Annotated in this window: 16 protein-coding genes; 13 read left to right on the forward strand and 3 right to left on the reverse strand. The window is 70.0% G+C overall.

Annotation, left to right across the window (positions count from 1 at the left end):
* Positions 1 to 155: 155 nt before the first annotated feature.
* Positions 156 to 599 carry an SRPBCC family protein gene (locus ACWD1U_RS00250; RefSeq protein ID WP_451103419.1) on the reverse strand — a complete coding sequence of 148 codons (444 nt, stop codon included), beginning with the start codon at positions 597 to 599 and terminating at the stop codon, positions 156 to 158.
* A 171-nt stretch (positions 600 to 770) separates the two neighbouring features.
* Between ACWD1U_RS00250 and ACWD1U_RS00255 the strand changes: the two genes are divergently transcribed.
* The 4 genes from ACWD1U_RS00255 to ACWD1U_RS00270 all read left to right on the forward strand — a co-directional run bounded on the left by ACWD1U_RS00255 (position 771) and on the right by ACWD1U_RS00270 (position 4,633).
* Entirely contained in the window at positions 771 to 1,811 is a 1,041-nt protein-coding gene (locus ACWD1U_RS00255) for an Rv2578c family radical SAM protein (RefSeq protein ID WP_451103420.1), read from the forward strand.
* 206 nt (positions 1,812 to 2,017) lie between these two features.
* On the forward strand, positions 2,018 to 3,610 hold the full coding sequence (locus ACWD1U_RS00260; RefSeq protein WP_451103421.1) for an alpha/beta hydrolase: 1,593 nt from the start codon (positions 2,018 to 2,020) through the stop codon (positions 3,608 to 3,610).
* Between the two features lie 61 nt (positions 3,611 to 3,671).
* On the forward strand, positions 3,672 to 4,109 hold the full coding sequence (locus ACWD1U_RS00265) for a RidA family protein (protein WP_451103422.1): 438 nt from the start codon (positions 3,672 to 3,674) through the stop codon (positions 4,107 to 4,109).
* On the forward strand, positions 4,106 to 4,633 hold the full coding sequence (locus tag ACWD1U_RS00270; protein ID WP_451103423.1) for an N-acetyltransferase family protein: 528 nt from the start codon (positions 4,106 to 4,108) through the stop codon (positions 4,631 to 4,633). Before ACWD1U_RS00265 ends, ACWD1U_RS00270 begins: the two co-directional genes overlap by 4 nt.
* Positions 4,634 to 4,635: 2 nt before the next feature.
* Here ACWD1U_RS00270 and ACWD1U_RS00275 read toward each other — a convergent pair whose 3' ends face one another.
* Positions 4,636 to 5,211 carry an adenylosuccinate lyase gene (locus ACWD1U_RS00275; RefSeq protein ID WP_451103424.1) on the reverse strand — a complete coding sequence of 192 codons (576 nt, stop codon included), beginning with the start codon at positions 5,209 to 5,211 and terminating at the stop codon, positions 4,636 to 4,638.
* Between the two features lie 397 nt (positions 5,212 to 5,608).
* Between ACWD1U_RS00275 and ACWD1U_RS00280 the strand changes: the two genes are divergently transcribed.
* The 9 genes from ACWD1U_RS00280 (at position 5,609) to pssA (ending at position 16,489) form a co-directional block, all read left to right on the forward strand.
* Entirely contained in the window at positions 5,609 to 7,414 is a 1,806-nt protein-coding gene (locus ACWD1U_RS00280) for a 3-hydroxyacyl-CoA dehydrogenase family protein (RefSeq protein WP_451103425.1), read from the forward strand.
* Between the two features lie 136 nt (positions 7,415 to 7,550).
* Positions 7,551 to 8,360, forward strand: coding sequence for a TetR family transcriptional regulator (locus ACWD1U_RS00285; RefSeq protein WP_451103426.1), 810 nt, complete (start codon positions 7,551 to 7,553; stop codon positions 8,358 to 8,360).
* A 382-nt stretch (positions 8,361 to 8,742) separates the two neighbouring features.
* Positions 8,743 to 10,086: a crotonyl-CoA carboxylase/reductase gene (gene ccrA, locus ACWD1U_RS00290; protein ID WP_451103427.1), complete on the forward strand. Its 1,344-nt coding sequence runs from the start codon at positions 8,743 to 8,745 to the stop codon at positions 10,084 to 10,086.
* A gap of 10 nt (positions 10,087 to 10,096) precedes the next feature.
* Positions 10,097 to 12,124, forward strand: a complete 2,028-nt coding sequence (locus ACWD1U_RS00295; RefSeq protein ID WP_451103428.1) for a protein meaA — start codon at positions 10,097 to 10,099, stop codon at positions 12,122 to 12,124.
* Positions 12,121 to 13,083: an HpcH/HpaI aldolase/citrate lyase family protein gene (locus ACWD1U_RS00300; RefSeq protein WP_451103429.1), complete on the forward strand. Its 963-nt coding sequence runs from the start codon at positions 12,121 to 12,123 to the stop codon at positions 13,081 to 13,083. Before ACWD1U_RS00295 ends, ACWD1U_RS00300 begins: the two co-directional genes overlap by 4 nt.
* Before the next feature lie 5 nt (positions 13,084 to 13,088).
* Entirely contained in the window at positions 13,089 to 13,616 is a 528-nt protein-coding gene (locus ACWD1U_RS00305) for a MaoC family dehydratase (RefSeq protein WP_451103430.1), read from the forward strand.
* A 2-nt stretch (positions 13,617 to 13,618) separates the two neighbouring features.
* Positions 13,619 to 14,824 (forward strand): acyl-CoA dehydrogenase family protein, encoded by a 1,206-nt coding sequence (locus ACWD1U_RS00310; RefSeq protein ID WP_451103431.1) that lies wholly within the window; start codon positions 13,619 to 13,621, stop codon positions 14,822 to 14,824.
* A 170-nt stretch (positions 14,825 to 14,994) separates the two neighbouring features.
* Positions 14,995 to 15,651: a phosphatidylserine decarboxylase gene (locus ACWD1U_RS00315; RefSeq protein ID WP_451103947.1), complete on the forward strand. Its 657-nt coding sequence runs from the start codon at positions 14,995 to 14,997 to the stop codon at positions 15,649 to 15,651.
* The gene (pssA, locus tag ACWD1U_RS00320; RefSeq protein WP_451103432.1) at positions 15,638 to 16,489 is read left to right on the forward strand and encodes a CDP-diacylglycerol--serine O-phosphatidyltransferase; all 852 of its coding nucleotides are present in this window, start codon (positions 15,638 to 15,640) and stop codon (positions 16,487 to 16,489) included. The genes ACWD1U_RS00315 and pssA overlap by 14 nt, the downstream gene beginning before the upstream one ends.
* Positions 16,490 to 16,653: 164 nt before the next feature.
* On the opposite strand, the gene ACWD1U_RS00325 is transcribed toward pssA, so the two are convergent.
* Positions 16,654 to 17,772, reverse strand: coding sequence for a glycerate kinase family protein (locus tag ACWD1U_RS00325; protein WP_451103948.1), 1,119 nt, complete (start codon positions 17,770 to 17,772; stop codon positions 16,654 to 16,656).
* Between the last annotated feature and the right edge of the window lie 113 nt (positions 17,773 to 17,885).

The following is a 17,885-nucleotide window of genomic DNA, read 5'->3' on the forward strand; positions in this document are numbered from 1 at the left end:
CAACCGCTCCCCTCGTCGCGCTGCCGCACAATTCCCGCGTAAAAGCGACAACTACGAGCAAGCGCGACGAGTTACGGCACACGAGCGAGCCGTGCGGAGATCACTCGAACCGGTGAGGGGCGCAACGACCCCTGCGCGTGCGAGAATTGAGAGGTTTACTTCTCGACCTCGGCGGCGAGCCTGGCGAGCAGCGCGTCGTAGATCCGGCCGAGACCCTTGGGGGCGAAGGTCTTCTCGAAGAAGCCGCCGATGCCGCCGGCGCCGGTCCAGGTGGTGGTCACGACGACCCGGGACCTGCCCTCGCCGGCCGGGGTGACCCGCCAGGTGGTGACCATGGAGGAGTTGCGGTCCTTCTCGACGAGCTCGCCGTCGGTGGGCTCGGTGACCTCCAGGAGGCAGTCGCGCACGCGCTTGCTGGTGGCCTGGAGCTTCCAGTGGACGAGGGTACCCTCGCCGTCCCCGCCCTCGCGGACCTCGTACTCGCTGAACTGCTCGGGGAGCAGCTTCGCGCGCGTGCCGCTGTAGTCGGCGAGGGCATCGAACACCGTCTCCGCGTCCGCCGCGACGATCCGCTCCGTAGTGGCTTCGACCTGCGCCATCGCTTTCCTCCAGGACCTGGTAGCTCAAGGGTCGGGCCCAAGCCAACCACCCCGCTCCCCGGCCCCCCAAATCGGGGTCGCCGAACCCGGTCGAACACGTTCGGAAAACACCCTCGCACGATCAAGGGAACATGTGTTCTATTCTGTGGACAGTGCTACCGAGGAGGCGTCATGCGCTGGGAGAACCTCACAGTGGGCTCCGAACACAGCCGGGCCGATGCCGCGCTGTTCGGCGCGGACGCGGTGACGACCCGTACCTTCGACACGCCGGAGTTCCACGGAATCACCTTCCACGAGATCCGGGCCCGCTCGATCATCAACCGGGTGCCGGCGGTCTCGCGGATGTCGTTCCAGTGGACGGTCAACCCCTATCGGGGCTGCACGCACGCGTGCGTGTACTGCTTCGCGCGCAAGACGCACAGTTACCTCGACCTCGACACGGGCCTGGGCTTCGACACTCAGATCGTCGTCAAGATCAACGCGCCGGAACTGCTGCGGCGGCAGCTCGGCTCGCCCCGCTGGCAGGGCGAGCACATCGCGATGGGCACGAACGTCGACTGCTACCAGCGCGCCGAGGGCCGCTACCGCCTGATGCCGGGCATCATCTCGGCCCTGCGCGACCACGCGAACCCCTTCTCGATCCTGACCAAGGGCACGCTGATCCTGCGCGACCTCGACCTGATCAAGCAGGCGGCGGAGGTGACCGACGTCGGCATCTCCGTGTCGGTCGGCTTCACCGACCAGGACCTGTGGCGCACCGTCGAGCCGGGCACGCCCGCGCCGGAGCGGCGTCTGGAGGTCGTGCGCACCTTCGGCGAGCACGGCATCGGCTGCGGTGTGCTGATGGCGCCGGTGATCCCGTTCCTGAGCGACCAGCCGGCCCAACTCCGGGCGGCCGTGCGGGCGATCGCGGCCTCGGGTGCCACGTCCGTCACTCCGCTGGTGCTGCATCTGCGGCCCGGCGCCCGTGAGTGGTTCATGACGTGGCTGGAGCAGCACCACCCGCACCTGGTGACCCGCTATCAGCGGCTGTACGCGGACGGCTCCTACGCCCCGAAGTGGTACCAGCGGCGGATCACCCGTCAGGTGCACGAACTGGCCGAGGAGTACGGCATCGGCCCCACGCGCGCGGGCATGCCGCGCCGGATCCGGCCCCCTGAACCGGTGGAGGAGTCCTCGGCGTCCGGGCCGACCCAACTCTCGCTCCTCTAGGAAAATCCGCGGCCCCTCCGGGAAACGTCGCGCTCCTCCTCCGGGGGCATCCGGGCACTCGCCCGATTACGAGCATTCGAGCGCATCAGAAGATCCAATCGGGTCATGAAGTGACTCAATGAGTTCTTCCAGGATCTCTTTCCGGGACGATGCGGCGAGGACGGTGACCCTCGCGGTCCTTCATCCCGCCGTCCTGGGAGGACTCCATGAGAAAACGCGCAGCCGCGCTGTGCGGCGCCGCCGTCGTCCTGGCCGGGACCTTCGCGGCCGTTCCCGCCGATGCGAGCACACCCAGTACCGCGAACTTCGCGCACATCGCGAAGCCCACCTGGAAGAACTGCCCCCGGAAGAACTACCCGACGCTGCAGTGCGCGTCCCTGAAGGTGCCGCTCGACCACCGCAGACCACAGGGGCGGCAGATCACCCTCGCCCTGTCCCGCGTCCCGCACACGGCGCGGACCTACCAGGGCCCGCTCCTGGTCAACCCGGGCGGCCCCGGAGGCAGCGGTCTCACACTCGCCGGATTCGTCGCCTCCTCGCTGCCCGCGAAGGTCGCCGCCCAGTACGACGTCATCGGCTTCGACCCGCGCGGTGTGGGAGCCAGCGAGCCCGCGCTGGACTGCGGGCCGGGCCACTTCGACCCGGTCCGCCCGGACTCCCTGCCGACCACGCCCGCGATCCACAAGGCCAACCTCGATCGCGCCAGGTCCTTCGCCACCGCCTGCGGCAAGAAGTACGCGCATCTCCTGCCGTACATCAACACCACCAGCGCCGTGCGCGACATGGACGCCATCCGGCAGGCCCTGGGCGCGAAGAAGATCAACTACCTCGGCTACTCGTACGGCACCTACCTGGGCGCGGTCTACAGCAAGTTCTTCCCCGAGCGGATCCGGCGCCTGGTCCTGGACTCGGTCGTCGACCCCACCGACGTCTGGTACGAGGCCAACCTCAACCAGGACGTCGCCTTCAACGACCGCCACCGCGCCTTCCTGGCCTGGGTCGCCGAGCACGACGCGACCTACGGGCTGGGTACCGATCCGGAGACGATCGAGGCCAAGTGGTACGCGATGCGGGCCGCGCTCGCGAAAAAGCCGGCGGGCGGCACGGTGGGCGCCTCGGAACTGGAGGACACCTTCGTCCCGGGCGGCTACTACAACGGCTACTGGCCGAACCTCGCCGAGGCGTTCGCGGCCTACGTGCGCGACGAGAACCCCGATCCGCTCGTCGAGGCGTACGAGGACTTCGGCGCGGTCGACGCCTCCGGCGACAACGGCTTCAGCGTCTACACCTCGGTGCAGTGCCGGGACGCGGACTGGCCGCGCGACTGGCGGCGGTGGCGCGAGGACAACTGGGCGGTGCACGAGAAGGCGCCCTTCATGACCTGGAACAACGCCTGGTACAACGCGCCGTGCGCGTTCTGGCCGACGGCCTCGCTGCGTCCGGTGGACGTCGCCAACCGCAAGCTGCCTCCGGTGCTGCTGTTCCAGGCGACGGGCGACGCGGCCACTCCGTACGAGGGCGCGGTCACCGTCCACCGTCTGCTGGCCCGCTCCAGCCTGGTCGTCGAGGAGGGCGGCGGCAACCACGGCATCACGCTGAGCGGGAACGCCTGCCTGGACAAGCACCTGGCGGCGTATCTGACCGACGGCAGCGTGCCGCGCGGGCACGGCGAGGCGGACGCGACCTGCGCGGCGCTGCCCGGCCCGGAGCCGGCGGCGCGGAAGGCGGCCTCGGCGAAGTCGGCGTCGGCCTCCTCGAAGGGCTCGACGCTGCACGGCCTCCTCGGCTTCCGCGGCTGAGCGCTTGACGGTCGGTCAGTCGGGGGCGGGCGTTGTCAGACCGATGGCCCATCATGGACCCATGAGTGAGCTGACGAGGATCGCCGCCCCCGACAAGGTCGCCGCCGCGACCCAGTACAGCCTCCCCCAAGCTCTCGGCTTCGCTCGAGCAGGGGGCACCCCCACCGTCATGGGCACGGGCCGGTTCGTGACGATCTCCGGTCAGCTCGCGCTCGACGAGCAGGGCGAGTTGGTCGGTGAGGGCGACCCGGCGGCACAGGCCCGCCAGGTCTTCGAGAACCTCCGGCGCTGTCTTGCCGCCGCCGGAGCGACCTTCGACGACGTCGTCAAACTCACCTATTTCGTCACGGACATGGCCCACATGCCGGCGATCCGCGCGGCCCGCGCCGCGCACATACCCGCCGACCGGCTGCCGGCCGCGTCGGCGGTGCAGGTCGCCGCGCTGGTCCGCCCGGAGTTCCTTATGGAGGTCGAGGCGTTCGCGGTGGTGGCGCGATGAGCCGCCTCCGGATACGGGAGATGACGCTCGCCGACTGCGACCGCGTCGCGGAGATCCGTACCCGCGGCTGGCAGCGCGCGTACCAGGGCATGATCCCGCAGTCGTACCTGGACGGGCTGAGCGTCACCGAGGACGCCGAGCGGCGCCGCTCGCACCTCGCTCAAGGCGACGGCAGTGTGGTGAACCTGGTCGCCGAGGACACCGGTGGCGAGGTCATGGGCTGGGCCTGCCACGGGCCCTACCGGGACGGCGAAGTTCACACCGAGGACGCCGAGTTGTACGCCATCTACGTCCACCCGGAGCGTGTCGGCCACGGCGCGGGCCGGGCCCTGCTCGGGGAGTCGGTCGCGCGCTGCTCCGCCGCGGGGCACGGCCGCCTGCTCCTGTGGGTGCTCAGGGAGAACGACCGGGCCCGCCGCTTCTACGAACGGGCCGGCTTCCGGGCGGACGGCGCCGAGGAGCCCTTCGAGGTCGACGGTGTCGCGGTCCCCGAGGTGCGGTACGCCAGGCCCCTCCCCCGCTGACCTCACCTCTGCTTCGGGATCCGTCCCAGTGCCCGCACCGCCGCCTCGGCCAGCGCCGGATGCGCGAGGGCGTCGTTCAGTACGGGTCCGGCCCGGCCGTCGCCCAGCGCCCCGAGCCCGTCCACGCAGGCGAGGGCCACCCGGCGGTACGGGTCGTGCGGGCGCAGCCGCCGCTGGAGGGTGGTGATCAGCGCGGGCACCGCCTCCGGGGCGCGCAGCTCGACCAGGAGCCGTACCGGGTGCAGGGCGTAGGCGACGCGCAGTTCGTTGGTGGCGAGGGCGGCGGCGGCACGGGCGGTGCGCGGATCGCCGAGGCGGGTGAGTGCGTGGGCGGCGGAGGCGCAGCGCGGCGGATCACGGTGGTTGAGCAGCAGCACCAGGGACTCGAAGGCCCGCCGGTCCCGCGCGAGCCCCAGCCGGAACGCGGCCAGCTCCCGTGCCCACAGCGGCTGTCCGGGTTCGGTCAGCACGGCCGCCAGGGCGTCGAGGTCGTCGGTCGCCACCAGCCGCTCGAATGCGGGCGACGCACCCGACTCCTGCCGTAAGCGCTCCGTGAGCGATCGCAACTCTTCGTCCATGACTGAGAGGTTAGGCGTGCCGCGGGCGGCGCGGGACGTACATCACAAACACGAGGGCTGGCGCGCTCGTTACCCGCCAGTTAAGCTCGGACGAGCGAGTTACCCACTCGCATTCCCTCGTGGCGGTCTGGTGACGCGGCCGCCGCGGGAGCAGTCGGTTCGGTACTTCGGGTACCGCAGTACGGCTCGGCCCCGGGACAGGGCCGGTCGGAACCGCCGTTCATCTCCGGGCGTGTGCACGCCCGTGGAGACGGCACCGGGCGTGTGCGCTCAGCAGCCCGGTCCACACCCGCACTTCTCACGCACCCGGTGCGCCCGGTGCCCGGCTCCCGCCGGTCCGTACTCGGCGCACGCGGGACGCGTTCCCCGTCGTCACCCTCATTCCTGGAGTCCCGCGATGGCCACTCCCCTTTCCGACCCGTCCCAGTCCCCGCTGCGCACCGTCGCCGTCGTCGGCCTCGGCACGATGGGCACCGGCATCGCCGAGGTCCTCGCCAAGGCCGGCCGCGAGGTCGTCGGCGTCGACGTCAGCGAGGCCCAGACCGCGAAGTGCGTCGCCGCCCTGGAGGCCTCCACCGCCCGCGGAGTCGAGCGCGGGCGGCTGACCGAGCAGGACCGCGCCGAGATCCTCGCTCGCGTCCGCACCTCCGTCGACCTGCGGGCCGCGGCCGACGCCGACCTGGTCATCGAGGTGGCCCCGGAGTCGTACGAGATCAAGCAGCAGATCTTCCGGGAACTCGACGGGATCGTGCGCCCCGAGACGATCCTGGCGACCGGGACCAACGCCCTGTCCGTCACGCGGCTCGCCGCCGACTCGGCGCGTCCCGAACGGGTGCTGGGCCTGCACTTCTTCAACCCGGCCCCGGCGATGCGGCTGGTCGAGGTCGTCTCCTCGGTGCTGACCGCGCCCGCGGCCGTCACGGCGGTCACGGACCTCGCCCTCGACCTGGGCAAGGAGCCCGTCGCGGTCGGCGACCGCCCCGGGTTCGTCGCCGACGGCCTGCTGTTCGGTTACCTCAACCAGGCCGCCGCGATGTACGAGGCGAAGTACGCCTCCCGCGAGGACATCGACGCCGCGATGCGGCTGGGCTGCGGACTGCCTATGGGGCCGCTGGCGCTGCTCGACCTGATCGGCGTCGACACCGCGCGTACGGTCCTGGAGGCCATGTACGCGGCCTCCCGCGACCGGCTGCACGCCCCCGCGCCGATCCTGAAGCAGCTCAGCGAGGCGGGCCTGACCGGCCGCAAGGCGGGGCGCGGCTTCTACACGTACGAGGCACCGGGCAGCCCGGCCGTCGTGCGGGACGCGCTGACCCCGCCGGAGGGCGGCGACCTGGTCCCCGGCCGGACCGTCTCCTCGGTCGGTGTCGCGGGCTCGGGCACCATGGCCTCCGGCATCGCCGAGGTCTTCGCCAAGGCCGGCTACGCGGTGGTGCTGGCCGCCCGCAGCGAGGAGAAGGCGCGGGCCGCCAAGGCCCGGATCGGCAAGTCCCTGGCCCGCTCGGTCGACAGGGGCCGGATGACCGCCGAGGCCGCCGCCGAAACCCTGGAGCGCGTCACGCCCACGGGCACCTACGACGACTTCGCCGGCGTCGACCTGGCCGTGGAGGCGGTCGCCGAGGACCTGGAGGTCAAGCGGCAGTTGTTCGCCTCGCTGGACAAGGTCTGCAAGCCGGGCGCGATCCTGGCCACCACCACCTCGTCCCTGCCGGTCGTCGCCTGCGCCCGGGCCACCGCGCGCCCGCAGGACGTGATCGGCATGCACTTCTTCAACCCGGCGCCGGCCATGAAGCTGGTCGAGGTGGTCCGGACGGTGCTGACCGCAGACGACGTCCACGCGACCGTCCGTGAGGTCTGCGGCCGGATCAGGAAGCACGCGGTGGACTGCGGAGACCGTGCGGGCTTCATCGTGAACGCGTTGCTGTTCCCGTACCTCAACAACGCGATCAAGATGGTGCAGGAGCACTACGCGTCGCTCGACGACATCGACGCCGCGATGAAGCTGGGCGGCGGCTACCCGATGGGCCCGTTCGAGCTGTTGGACGTCGTCGGGCTCGACGTCTCGCTCGCCATCGAGAAAGTCCTGCACCGCGAGTTCCGCGACCCGGGCCTCGCCCCGGCGCCGCTGCTGGAGCACCTGGTGGCCGCGGGCTGCCTCGGCCGGAAGACCGGCCGCGGCTTCCGCGAATATGCCAAGCGCTGATTGTCCCGGCGACTGGTCCCGGTCCGGCGCCGAGTGGGGCGGTCTGCTCGGCCCGGACCGGTTCGCCCCGCCTTCCGGCGGCGTCCGGGAACCGGGTCATGCGCACCGAGCTGCGCACATGCAGTACGTTCAGGGCATGCCCCAGCCCGCCAAGTCCTCACGTCCACCGGCTACGCCCGACGCGCCGGAGAGTGCCGTCGGCTCTCGTGCCGCCGCCCAGCGGCTCAAGATGCGCCGGGAACTGGCGGCCGCCGCGATGGAGCTGTTCGCGACGAAGGGCTACGAGGCGACCACCGTCGACGAGATCGCGGCCCAGGCCGGGGTCGCCCGCCGCACCTTCTTCCGCCACTTCCGCTCCAAGGAAGAGGCGATCTTCCCCGACCACGACGACACCCTGATCCGCGCCGAGGCGGTGCTCAACGCCGCGCCCGCGCACGAGCATCCGCTCGACACGGTGTGCCGCGGCATCAAGGAAGTCATGAGGATGTACGCGGCCCGGCCGGAGATCTCGGTCGCCCGCTACAAGCTGACGCGTGAGGTGCCCACCCTGCGCGAGGCGGAGATCGCGTCGGTGGCCCGCTACGAGCGCCTGTTCACCCGCTACCTCCTCGGCCACTTCGACGAGCGCGCGCACGCCGACGACGCCAACGACGACCCGCTGCTGGCGGAGGTCGCCGCGTCGGCCGTGGTCACCGCCCACAACCACGTCCTGCGGCGCTGGCTGCGGGCGGGCGGGCAGGGCGACGTGGAGGCGCAGCTGGACCACGCCTTCGCGATCGTGCGCAAGACGTTCGGCACGGGCATCGGGGCCGGGCGGTCCACGGACCCGCAGCCGGCCCCGGCGACGGCCTCGACGCAGGGCGAGGTGCTGGTGACGGTCGCCCGTACCGACGCCCCACTGGACGAGGTCATGCGGACGATCGAGCAGGCCCTCAAGGAGCGCTGAGCGGCTCACGCCCCTGTGATGACGGCCACCCCCAGGGGTGGCCGTTTTGGCATGTCAGGGGCCGTTTTGCAGGTCTGCACCCACCCCGTTCGATCGATCATCGCTCATTTGTCACGTAAAGATTTCATCTGAGAGCAACTTCTGGCACTCAGTGCCTTGCGGGGTGACACGCGGTGTCATACGTTGAAGAGGTCCGGACAACGTCCCGGCAGGCCCACCCGCCTGCACGACCGGACGCCTGCGTCACAGGCAACCTCCCGCGCCACCATGCGCCGCCGCACAGCACCACCGCCGAACCGACGGCACACCCTCGAATCCTCAGCAGCACCGACGTACCCATCGGCGCCCCTCCCTCAGGGCGCTCACCGCCGGAGGCAACACCGTGACCGTTAAGGACATCCTGGCCGCGATCCAGTCGCCCGACTCCACGTCGGAGGACTTCGCCGCCCTCCCGCTCCCCGAGTCGTACCGCGCGATCACCGTGCACAAGGACGAGACGGAGATGTTCGCGGGCCTCGAGACCCGCGACAAGGACCCCCGCAAGTCGATCCACCTGGACGAGGTGCCGCTGCCCGAGCTCGGCCCGGGCGAGGCGCTGGTGGCCGTCATGGCCTCGTCGGTCAACTACAACTCGGTGTGGACGTCGATCTTCGAGCCGCTGTCCACCTTCGGCTTCCTGGAGCGCTACGGCCGCACCAACGAGCTGGCCAAGCGTCACGACCTGCCGTACCACATCATCGGCTCCGACCTCGCGGGCGTCGTTCTGCGCACCGGCCCGGGCGTCAACGCCTGGCGGCCCGGCGACGAGGTCGTCGCGCACTGCCTCTCCGTCGAGCTGGAGTCCAGCGACGGCCACAACGACACGATGCTCGACCCCGAGCAGCGCATCTGGGGCTTCGAGACCAACTTCGGCGGCCTCGCCGAGATCGCCCTGGTCAAGTCCAACCAGCTGATGCCCAAGCCCGACCACCTCAGCTGGGAGGAGGCCGCCGCCCCCGGCCTGGTCAACTCCACCGCCTACCGCCAGCTGGTCTCCCGCAACGGCGCCGGCATGAAGCAGGGCGACAACGTCCTGATCTGGGGCGCCAGCGGCGGACTCGGCTCCTACGCCACCCAGTTCGCGCTGGCCGGCGGCGCCAACCCGATCTGCGTCGTCTCCAGCGACCAGAAGGCGGAGATCTGCCGCTCGATGGGCGCCGAGGCGATCATCGACCGCAACGCCGAGGGCTACAAGTTCTGGAAGGACGAGAACACCCAGGACCCCAAGGAGTGGAAGCGCTTCGGCAAGCGCATCCGCGAGCTCACCGGCGGCGAGGACATCGACATCGTCTTCGAGCACCCCGGCCGCGAGACCTTCGGCGCGAGCGTCTTCGTCACCCGCAAGGGCGGCACCATCACCACCTGCGCCTCGACCTCGGGCTACATGCACGAGTACGACAACCGCTACCTGTGGATGTCGCTGAAGCGCATCATCGGCTCGCACTTCGCCAACTACCGCGAGGCCTGGGAGGCCAACCGGCTCATCGCGAAGGGCAAGATCCACCCCACCCTGTCGAAGGTGTACTCCCTTCAGGACACCGGCCAGGCCGCCTACGACGTGCACCGCAACCTCCACCAGGGCAAGGTCGGCGTGCTGTGCATGGCCCCCGAGGAGGGCCTGGGCGTGCGCGATCAGGAGAAGCGCGCCAAGCACATCGACGCCATCAACCGCTTCCGGAACATCTGAGAGGCGTCGCATGACTGAGCGTCAGAAGGACCGGCCGTGGCTCATGCGGACCTACGCCGGTCACTCCACGGCCGAGGCGTCCAACGAGCTGTACCGGCGCAACCTCGCCAAGGGCCAGACGGGCCTGTCGGTGGCGTTCGACCTGCCCACGCAGACCGGCTACGACTCCGACCACATCCTCGCCCGCGGCGAGGTCGGCCGGGTCGGCGTGCCGATCGCCCACGTCGGTGACATGCGCCGGCTGTTCCAGGACATCCCCCTGGAGCAGATGAACACCTCGATGACCATCAACGCCACGGCCATGTGGCTGCTGGCGCTCTACCAGGTCGTCGCCGAGGAGCAGGGTGCGGACCTCACCAAGCTCCAGGGCACGACCCAGAACGACATCGTCAAGGAGTACCTGTCCCGCGGGACGCACGTCTTCCCGCCCGGGCCGAGTCTCCGCCTGACGACGGACATGATCGCGTACACGGTCTCCCACATGCCGAAGTGGAACCCGATCAACATCTGCAGCTACCACCTGCAGGAGGCGGGCGCCACGCCGGTCCAGGAGATCGCGTACGCGATGTCCACCGCCATCGCCGTCCTCGACGCGGTCCGCGACAGCGGCCAGGTGCCGCAGGAGCGCATGGGTGACGTCGTGGCGCGCATCTCCTTCTTCGTGAACGCGGGCGTCCGCTTCATCGAGGAGATGTGCAAGATGCGGGCGTTCGGCCGCATCTGGGACAGGATCACGCGCGAGCGGTACGGCATCGAGAACCCCAAACAACGCCGCTTCCGCTATGGGGTCCAGGTCAACTCCCTGGGCCTGACGGAGGCGCAGCCGGAGAACAACGTCCAGCGGATCGTGCTGGAGATGCTGGCCGTGACCCTCTCCAAGGACGCACGCGCGCGTGCCGTGCAGCTGCCCGCCTGGAACGAGGCGCTCGGCCTGCCCCGCCCCTGGGACCAGCAGTGGTCGCTGCGCATCCAGCAGGTGCTGGCGTACGAGAGCGATCTGCTGGAGTACGAGGACATCTTCGAGGGCTCGAAGGTCATCGAGGCGAAGGTGGAGGAGCTGGTCGGGGCCGCGTTCGCGGAGATCGACCGCATCCAGGAGATGGGCGGCGCGATGGCGGCCGTCGAGTCCGGCTACCTCAAGTCGCAGCTGGTCGCCTCGCACGCGGAACGCCGGGGCCGCATCGAGTCCGGCCAGGAGAAGATCATCGGTGTCAACGCCTTCGAGGGCACCGAGCCGAACCCGCTGACCGCCGACCTGGACACCGCGATCCTGACGGTCGACCCGGAGGTCGAGGCCCGCGTCATCGCCTCGCTCCAGCAGTGGCGCGACAGCCGCTACCAGCCGCCCTTCAACCACCCTCGGCCCTGCAAGGCGCTGGAGCGGCTGAAGGAGGCCGCCCGGGGCACCGAGAACCTCATGGAGGCCACCCTGGAGTGCGCCCGCGCCGGGGCGACGACCGGCGAGTGGGCCGGGGCCCTGCGCGAGGTGTTCGGTGAGTTCCGGGCCCCCACGGGCGTCTCCTCGGCGCCGGTGGCCGTCCCCGCCGAGGAGGGCAGCACGCTGGCCCTGGTCCGCCGCAAGGTGGATCTGACGGCGCGGGACCTGGGCGTGGGCAAGCTGCGCTTCCTGGTCGGCAAGCCGGGTCTGGACGGGCACTCCAACGGCGCCGAGCAGATCGCGGTGCGCGCGCGTGACGCCGGCTTCGAAGTTGTCTACCAGGGCATCCGGCTGACGCCCGAGCAGATCGTGGACGCGGCACTCGCCGAGGACGTGCACGCGGTCGGGCTGTCGATCCTGTCCGGATCGCACGCCCAGCTGGTGCCGGACGTCCTCGAACGGCTCCGTGTGGCCGGTGCCACAGATATACCGGTGATCGCCGGTGGCATCATCCCAGGCGGTGATGCCGAGCAGCTCAGGACAGCCGGAGTGGCCGCGGTCTTCACCCCGAAGGACTTCGACATCACCGGAATCATCGGCCGCATCGTCGACGAGATCCGGAAAGCGAACAAGCTCGACCCCCTGGAGGTCCCCGCATGACCACGGTCAACCGCCTTCGCCCCCGGCGTTCCTGCCTGGCGGTACCGGGCTCGAACCCGCGCTTTTTGGAGAAGGCCCAGGGCCTCCCGGCGGACCAGGTCTTCCTCGACCTGGAGGACGCGTGCGCCCCGCTCGCCAAGCCCGAGGCGCGGCACACCATCGTGAAGTTCCTCAACGAGGGCGACTGGACGGGCAAGACGCGGGTCGTGCGCGTCAACGACTGGACGACCGAGTGGACGTACCGCGATGTCGTCACGGTCGTCGAGGGCGCCGGCCAGAACCTCGACTGCATCATGCTGCCGAAGGTCCAGACGGCCCAGCAGGTCGTCGCCCTGGACCTGCTGCTGACGCAGATCGAGAAGACGATGGGCTTCGAGGTCGGCAAGATCGGCATCGAGGCGCAGATCGAGAACGCCCAGGGCCTGAACAACGTCAACGAGATCGCGCAGGCCTCCCCGCGCGTCGAGACGATCATCTTCGGCCCGGCCGACTTCATGGCGTCGATCAACATGAAGTCGCTGGTCGTGGGCGAGCAGCCGCCCGGCTACCCGGCGGACGCCTACCACTACATCCTGATGAAGATCCTGATGGCCGCCCGCGCCAACAACCTCCAGGCGATCGACGGCCCCTACCTGCAGATCCGCAACATCGACGGCTACCGCGAGGTCGCCCAGCGTGCCGCCGCCCTCGGCTTCGACGGCAAGTGGGTGCTGCACCCGGGCCAGGTCGAGGCGTCCAACGAGATCTTCTCGCCGTCCCAGGAGGACTACGACCACGCCGAGCTGATCCTGGACGCGTACGACTACTACACGTCCGAGGCGGGCGGCAAGAAGGGCTCCGCGATGCTCGGCGACGAGATGATCGACGAGGCCAGCCGCAAGATGGCCCTGGTCATCGCGGGCAAGGGACGCGCCGCCGGCATGCGGCGCACCAGCAAGTTCGAGATCCCGGAGGCCTGAGCGCGATGCAGTTCGGACGCACCTACGAGGAGTTCGAGGTCGGGGCGGTCTACAAGCACTGGCCCGGGAAGACGGTCACGGAGTACGACGACCACCTGTTCTGTCTCCTCACCATGAACCACCACCCGCTCCACATGGACGCCAACTACGCGGAGCACACGACCGACTTCGGCAAGAACGTCGTCGTGGGGAACTACATCTACTCGCTGCTGCTCGGCATGTCCGTGCCGGACGTCTCCGGCAAGGCCATCGCCAACCTGGAGATCGAGTCGCTCAAGCACGTGGCGCCGACCTTCCACGGCGACACGATCTACGGCGAGACGACCGTGCTGGACAAGTGGCCGTCGAAGTCGAAGAACGACCGCGGCATCGTGCACGTCGAGACCAAGGGCTACAAGCAGGACGGCACGCTGGTCTGCGTCTTCCGCCGAAAGGTGATGGTGCCGACCGAGACGTACATCAAGGAGCGCGGCGGCGAGCAGCCCGGCCGCCCCGAGCTGCTGGACATTTCAAAGCGAGAGCAGGAGAAGTAGCCATGGCGCGACTCGCCCGGACCGCCGGTCTGACGGACGTCCAGCAAGAGATCCTGTCCACCGTCCGGGACTTCGTGGACAAGGAGATCCTCCCGGTCGCGACCGAGCTGGAGCACCGCGACGAGTATCCGCAGCAGATCGTCGACGGTCTGAAGGAGTTGGGCCTGTTCGGCCTGATGATCCCCGAGGAGTACGGGGGTCTGGGCGAGTCGCTCCTGACCTACGCGCTGTGCGTGGAGGAGATCGCCCGCGGGTGGATGTCGGTGTCCGGCATCATCAACACGCACTTCATCGTGGCGTACATGCTCAAGCAGCACGGCACGCAGGAGCAGAAGGACCACTTCCTGCCGAGGATGGCGGCCGGCGACATCCGGGGCGCGTTCTCGATGTCGGAGCCGGGCCTCGGCTCGGACGTGTCGGCGATCACGTCGAAGGCGGTGCGGGACGGCGACGAGTACGTCCTGAACGGCCAGAAGATGTGGCTGACGAACGGCGGAACGTCGTCTCTGGTGGCCGTGCTGGTTCGAAGTGACGAAGGTCACTCCGAGGGCACCGCGCCCCACAAGTCGATGACGACCTTCCTGGTCGAGAAGGAACCCGGCTTCGGCGAGGTCCGGCCCGGCCTCACGATCCCCGGCAAGATCGACAAGATGGGTTACAAGGGTGTCGACACCACCGAACTCATCATGGATGGCCTGCGGATTCCTGCGGATCGTGTGCTCGGCGGGGTCACCGGCCGTGGTTTCTATCAGATGATGGACGGAGTGGAGGTCGGCCGGGTCAACGTGGCGGCGCGTGGCTGCGGGGTCGCTCAGCGTGCGTTCGAACTGGGTGTCCGGTACGCGCAGCAGCGTCACACCTTCGGCAAGCCGATCGCCCAGCACCAGGCGATCCAGTTCAAGCTGGCCGAGATGGCTACCAAGGTCGAGGCCGCCCATGCGATGATGGTGAACGCAGCACGCAAAAAGGACTCCGGGGAGCGAAACGACCTTGAGGCTGGGATGGCGAAGTACCTCGCCTCCGAGTACTGCAAGGAGGTCGTAGAGGACTCCTTCCGGATCCACGGCGGCTACGGCTTCTCCAAGGAGTACGAGATCGAACGCCTCTACCGCGAGGCGCCGATGCTGCTGATCGGTGAAGGTACCGCCGAGATCCAGAAAATGATCATCGGCAGGCGGCTGCTCGAGGAGTATCGATTCCAGGGCTAGATGTCCGGATACGGGGTGTTTTCTTGGAGAAGAAGATCACACCCCGTCAGCGCCGTTCAGCCGCCGACTCGACTGCCTGGCTTACCCAGTTAGGGCTGCGAGCCGCTACGATCGCCGGAAAGCCGCCGTCCCCCGTCAGAGTGCGGCATCATCCGCTACGAAGGTCATCCATGCCCCACAGCCAAACCTCTGCACCTCGCGTCAGCCGGGCCGGCGTACGCCTCGCGCGCGGAGCATCGCCGTGGCTCCTTCCGACCGTCGCCACCGCAGCCCTCAGCCTGGCCCGGGCGCGCCGCTCCGGCGCCGCCAAGGCCGTCGCTGTTCCCGCCACCGCGCTCGCGGCGGGAATGCTGTGGTTCTTCCGCGACCCGGAGCGCGAGATCGCCCAGGGCCGGGTCATCTCGCCCGCCGACGGTGTGGTGCAGAGCATCATGCCGTGGAAGGACGGCCGCACGCGCGTCGCCATCTTCATGAGCCCGCTCAACGTACACGTCAACCGCGCGCCGCTGGCCGGCACGGTGACGTCCGTCGAGCACGTGCCCGGTGGCTTCGTTCCCGCCTTCAACAAGGAGAGCGAGAACAACGAGCGTGTCGTCTGGCACTTCGACACCGAGCTCGGCGACATCGAGATGATCCAGATCGCCGGCGCGGTCGCCCGGCGGATCGTCCCGTACGTCCCGCAGGGCACCAAGGTCGAGCAGGGCGACCGCATCGGTCTGATCCGCTTCGGATCGCGCGTTGACATCTACCTTCCGGAAGGTGTCGACGTCGCTGTCGAGGTCGGTCAGACCACGACTGCGGGGGTGACTCGAATTGACCGTGATTGATCCCGACACACAGGCCACGAACTGGGTCGCCGAGGACGAGGACGACGACGCGGAGGAACTGCCGCTGTCTCTCCGGCTGTCGATAGCGGACACGCTCACGCTCGGTAACGCGACGTGCGGCTTCATGGCGGTGTACTTCACCACCACCGGCATCCTCATCCCGCACCTCTCGGGCGACGATGCGGGTATGGCCCGCAACAGCGCGGCCACGGCCGTGATACTGATGCTGTGCGCGGCTGTCTTCGACCTGTTCGACGGCCTCGTCGCCCGCAAGCTGCGGTCGTCGCCGATGGGTGCGGAGCTGGACAATCTCTCCGATCTGATCAGCTTCGGCCTGGCGCCCGCCTACTTCGTGCTCGTGTACGGCATGGTCGCGAGGGACGCGCATGAGCGGGTCGCGGCGGTGGGCGCGATCGTTGTGCTGTTGGCGGTGGTGCTGCGGCTTGCGCGGTTCTCGTGCGTCACGGTCAAGGACGGCACGTTCCAGGGCATGCCGTCGCCGTTCGGCGCGCTGACGGTCGTGTCCATCGTGTTGCTGGAGCTCCCCTTCGTGGCGACGCTGCTGGCGATCCTGGGGACGGCGTGGCTGATGGTGAGCCGCGTGGAGTACCCCAAGCCGCGGGGCCGGCTCGCCGTGGCGATGCTGTCGTGGATCGTGCTGAGCATGGGTCTGCTGGCGGCCTGGGCGTTCGACGCGCCGAGCGGACAGCTGCTGCTGCAGACGGGATGCGCGTTGCAGCTGGTCATGGGGGCGGTGATTCCGCTGTTCGCGACGGCCCGGCGCGTGAACAACTTCCGCGACAACCGACGGGAAGCGCGGGCGGCGCAGCTGCCGTGATCCAGTCCAGCCGCTGACGGGTGTGGCCCGAGCCTTCGAGGCTCGGGCCACACCCGTTTCGCGTTCCAGGGCCTGCCGGTTCAAGACCGGCGAGCTGCAGGGCCTCGCCAGCGGCAGCTACGTCAGGGAGCCGGGCGGTGACCTGATCCCCCTGCCCCGACGGTTCAGGTCAGGAAGTCCCGCCCGATCCGCTCGGCGACCCGTTCCAGGATCGGCCCGGCCTCGGCGACGCATTTCGCCACGTCCGGCTCCGCGTCCGTCAGGGGGTACGCCCGCCGGATGCCGGCCCGGCCCAGGGCCTCGGCCGGCAGGACCAGGCGGCCGCAGACCGCGATGACCTCCTTGCCGGCGGCCCGGGCCGCCGCGGCGACGCCCGCCGGCGCCTTGCCGTGCAGAGTCTGCTCGTCGAGGGAGCCCTCGCCGGTGATGACCAGGTCGGCGCGGTCCACAGCGGCGGCGAAGCCCAGCACGTCGAGCATGACCTCGATGCCGGGGCGGAAGCGGGCGCCCACCAGCAGGGCGCCGTAGCCGATGCCGCCCGCGGCGCCCGCACCCGGCGACGCCGCGTACTCGGCGGCCTTCGGACCGGCCGGTCCCTCCAGCACCTTCGCGAAGTGCGCGAGGGCGGCGTCCAGCAGCTCCACGTCGTCCGGCGAGGCGCCCTTCTGCGGACCGTAGACCGCGGGCGCGCCCTTCGGGCCGGTCAGCGGGTTGTCGACGTCGCTCGCGAGCACCACGTCGACGTCGGCGAGGCGCGGGTCGAGGCCCGACAGGTCCGCCGAGGCCAGCTCGGCGAGGCCGCCGCCGCCCGGGGGCACCGGCTCCCCGTCCGCGTCCAGGAACCGGGCGCCCAGCGCCGACAGCGTCCCGGCGCCGCCGTCCGTGGTGGCGCTGCCGCCGACCCCGAAGACGATCGTGCGGGCGCCCGCGTCCAGCGCGGCCCGCAGCAGCTCGCCCGAGCCGTACGTGGACGCCGTCAGCGGGGCGAAGACCCCCGCGGGCAGCCGCTGCAGCCCGCTCGCCTCGGCCATCTCCACCACCGCCGTGCCGTCGCGCAGCGCGAACGCCGCCGTCACCTCGTCCCCGAGGGGGCCGGCGACCCGTACCTCCCGGCGTTCGAACCCGGCCGCGACCGCCGCGGCCACGGTCCCGTCGCCGCCGTCGGCCACGGGCAGCGCCTCGACCTCGAGGTCCGGCACGACCCGGCGCAACCCGGCCATGACCCGCTCGGCGACCTCCACGGCCGTCAGCGACCCTTTGAACTTGTCCGCGGCGACGAGCACCCGCTGGGTCCTCCGGGTATCGCTCACTGCAGCGTCCGCCACTTGCACTCCCCTTGTTCTTCGGGCCCTCACGCACGTCAAGGCCAGTCGCGCCGCTGCGACCTTAGCCGGAG

Source organism: Streptomyces sp. NPDC002788 (genome assembly GCF_053592115.1).

Bases quoted from the DNA above. Each gene is read 5' to 3' on its own strand.
- ACWD1U_RS00315 (WP_451103947.1), top strand. From the start codon at position 14,995: ATGCCCCACAGCCAAACCTCTGCACCTCGCGTCAGCCGGGCCGGCGTA.
- ACWD1U_RS00260 (WP_451103421.1), top strand. From the start codon at position 2,018: ATGAGAAAACGCGCAGCCGCGCTGTGCGGCGCCGCCGTCGTCCTGGCC.
- ACWD1U_RS00280 (WP_451103425.1), top strand. From the start codon at position 5,609: ATGGCCACTCCCCTTTCCGACCCGTCCCAGTCCCCGCTGCGCACCGTC.
- ACWD1U_RS00300 (WP_451103429.1), top strand. From the start codon at position 12,121: ATGACCACGGTCAACCGCCTTCGCCCCCGGCGTTCCTGCCTGGCGGTA.
- ACWD1U_RS00265 (WP_451103422.1), top strand. From the start codon at position 3,672: ATGAGTGAGCTGACGAGGATCGCCGCCCCCGACAAGGTCGCCGCCGCG.
- ACWD1U_RS00250 (WP_451103419.1), bottom strand. From the start codon at position 599: ATGGCGCAGGTCGAAGCCACTACGGAGCGGATCGTCGCGGCGGACGCG.
- ACWD1U_RS00270 (WP_451103423.1), top strand. From the start codon at position 4,106: ATGAGCCGCCTCCGGATACGGGAGATGACGCTCGCCGACTGCGACCGC.
- ACWD1U_RS00310 (WP_451103431.1), top strand. From the start codon at position 13,619: ATGGCGCGACTCGCCCGGACCGCCGGTCTGACGGACGTCCAGCAAGAG.
- ACWD1U_RS00285 (WP_451103426.1), top strand. From the start codon at position 7,551: ATGCCCCAGCCCGCCAAGTCCTCACGTCCACCGGCTACGCCCGACGCG.
- ACWD1U_RS00305 (WP_451103430.1), top strand. From the start codon at position 13,089: ATGCAGTTCGGACGCACCTACGAGGAGTTCGAGGTCGGGGCGGTCTAC.
- ACWD1U_RS00295 (WP_451103428.1), top strand. From the start codon at position 10,097: ATGACTGAGCGTCAGAAGGACCGGCCGTGGCTCATGCGGACCTACGCC.
- ACWD1U_RS00255 (WP_451103420.1), top strand. From the start codon at position 771: ATGCGCTGGGAGAACCTCACAGTGGGCTCCGAACACAGCCGGGCCGAT.
- ACWD1U_RS00275 (WP_451103424.1), bottom strand. From the start codon at position 5,211: ATGGACGAAGAGTTGCGATCGCTCACGGAGCGCTTACGGCAGGAGTCG.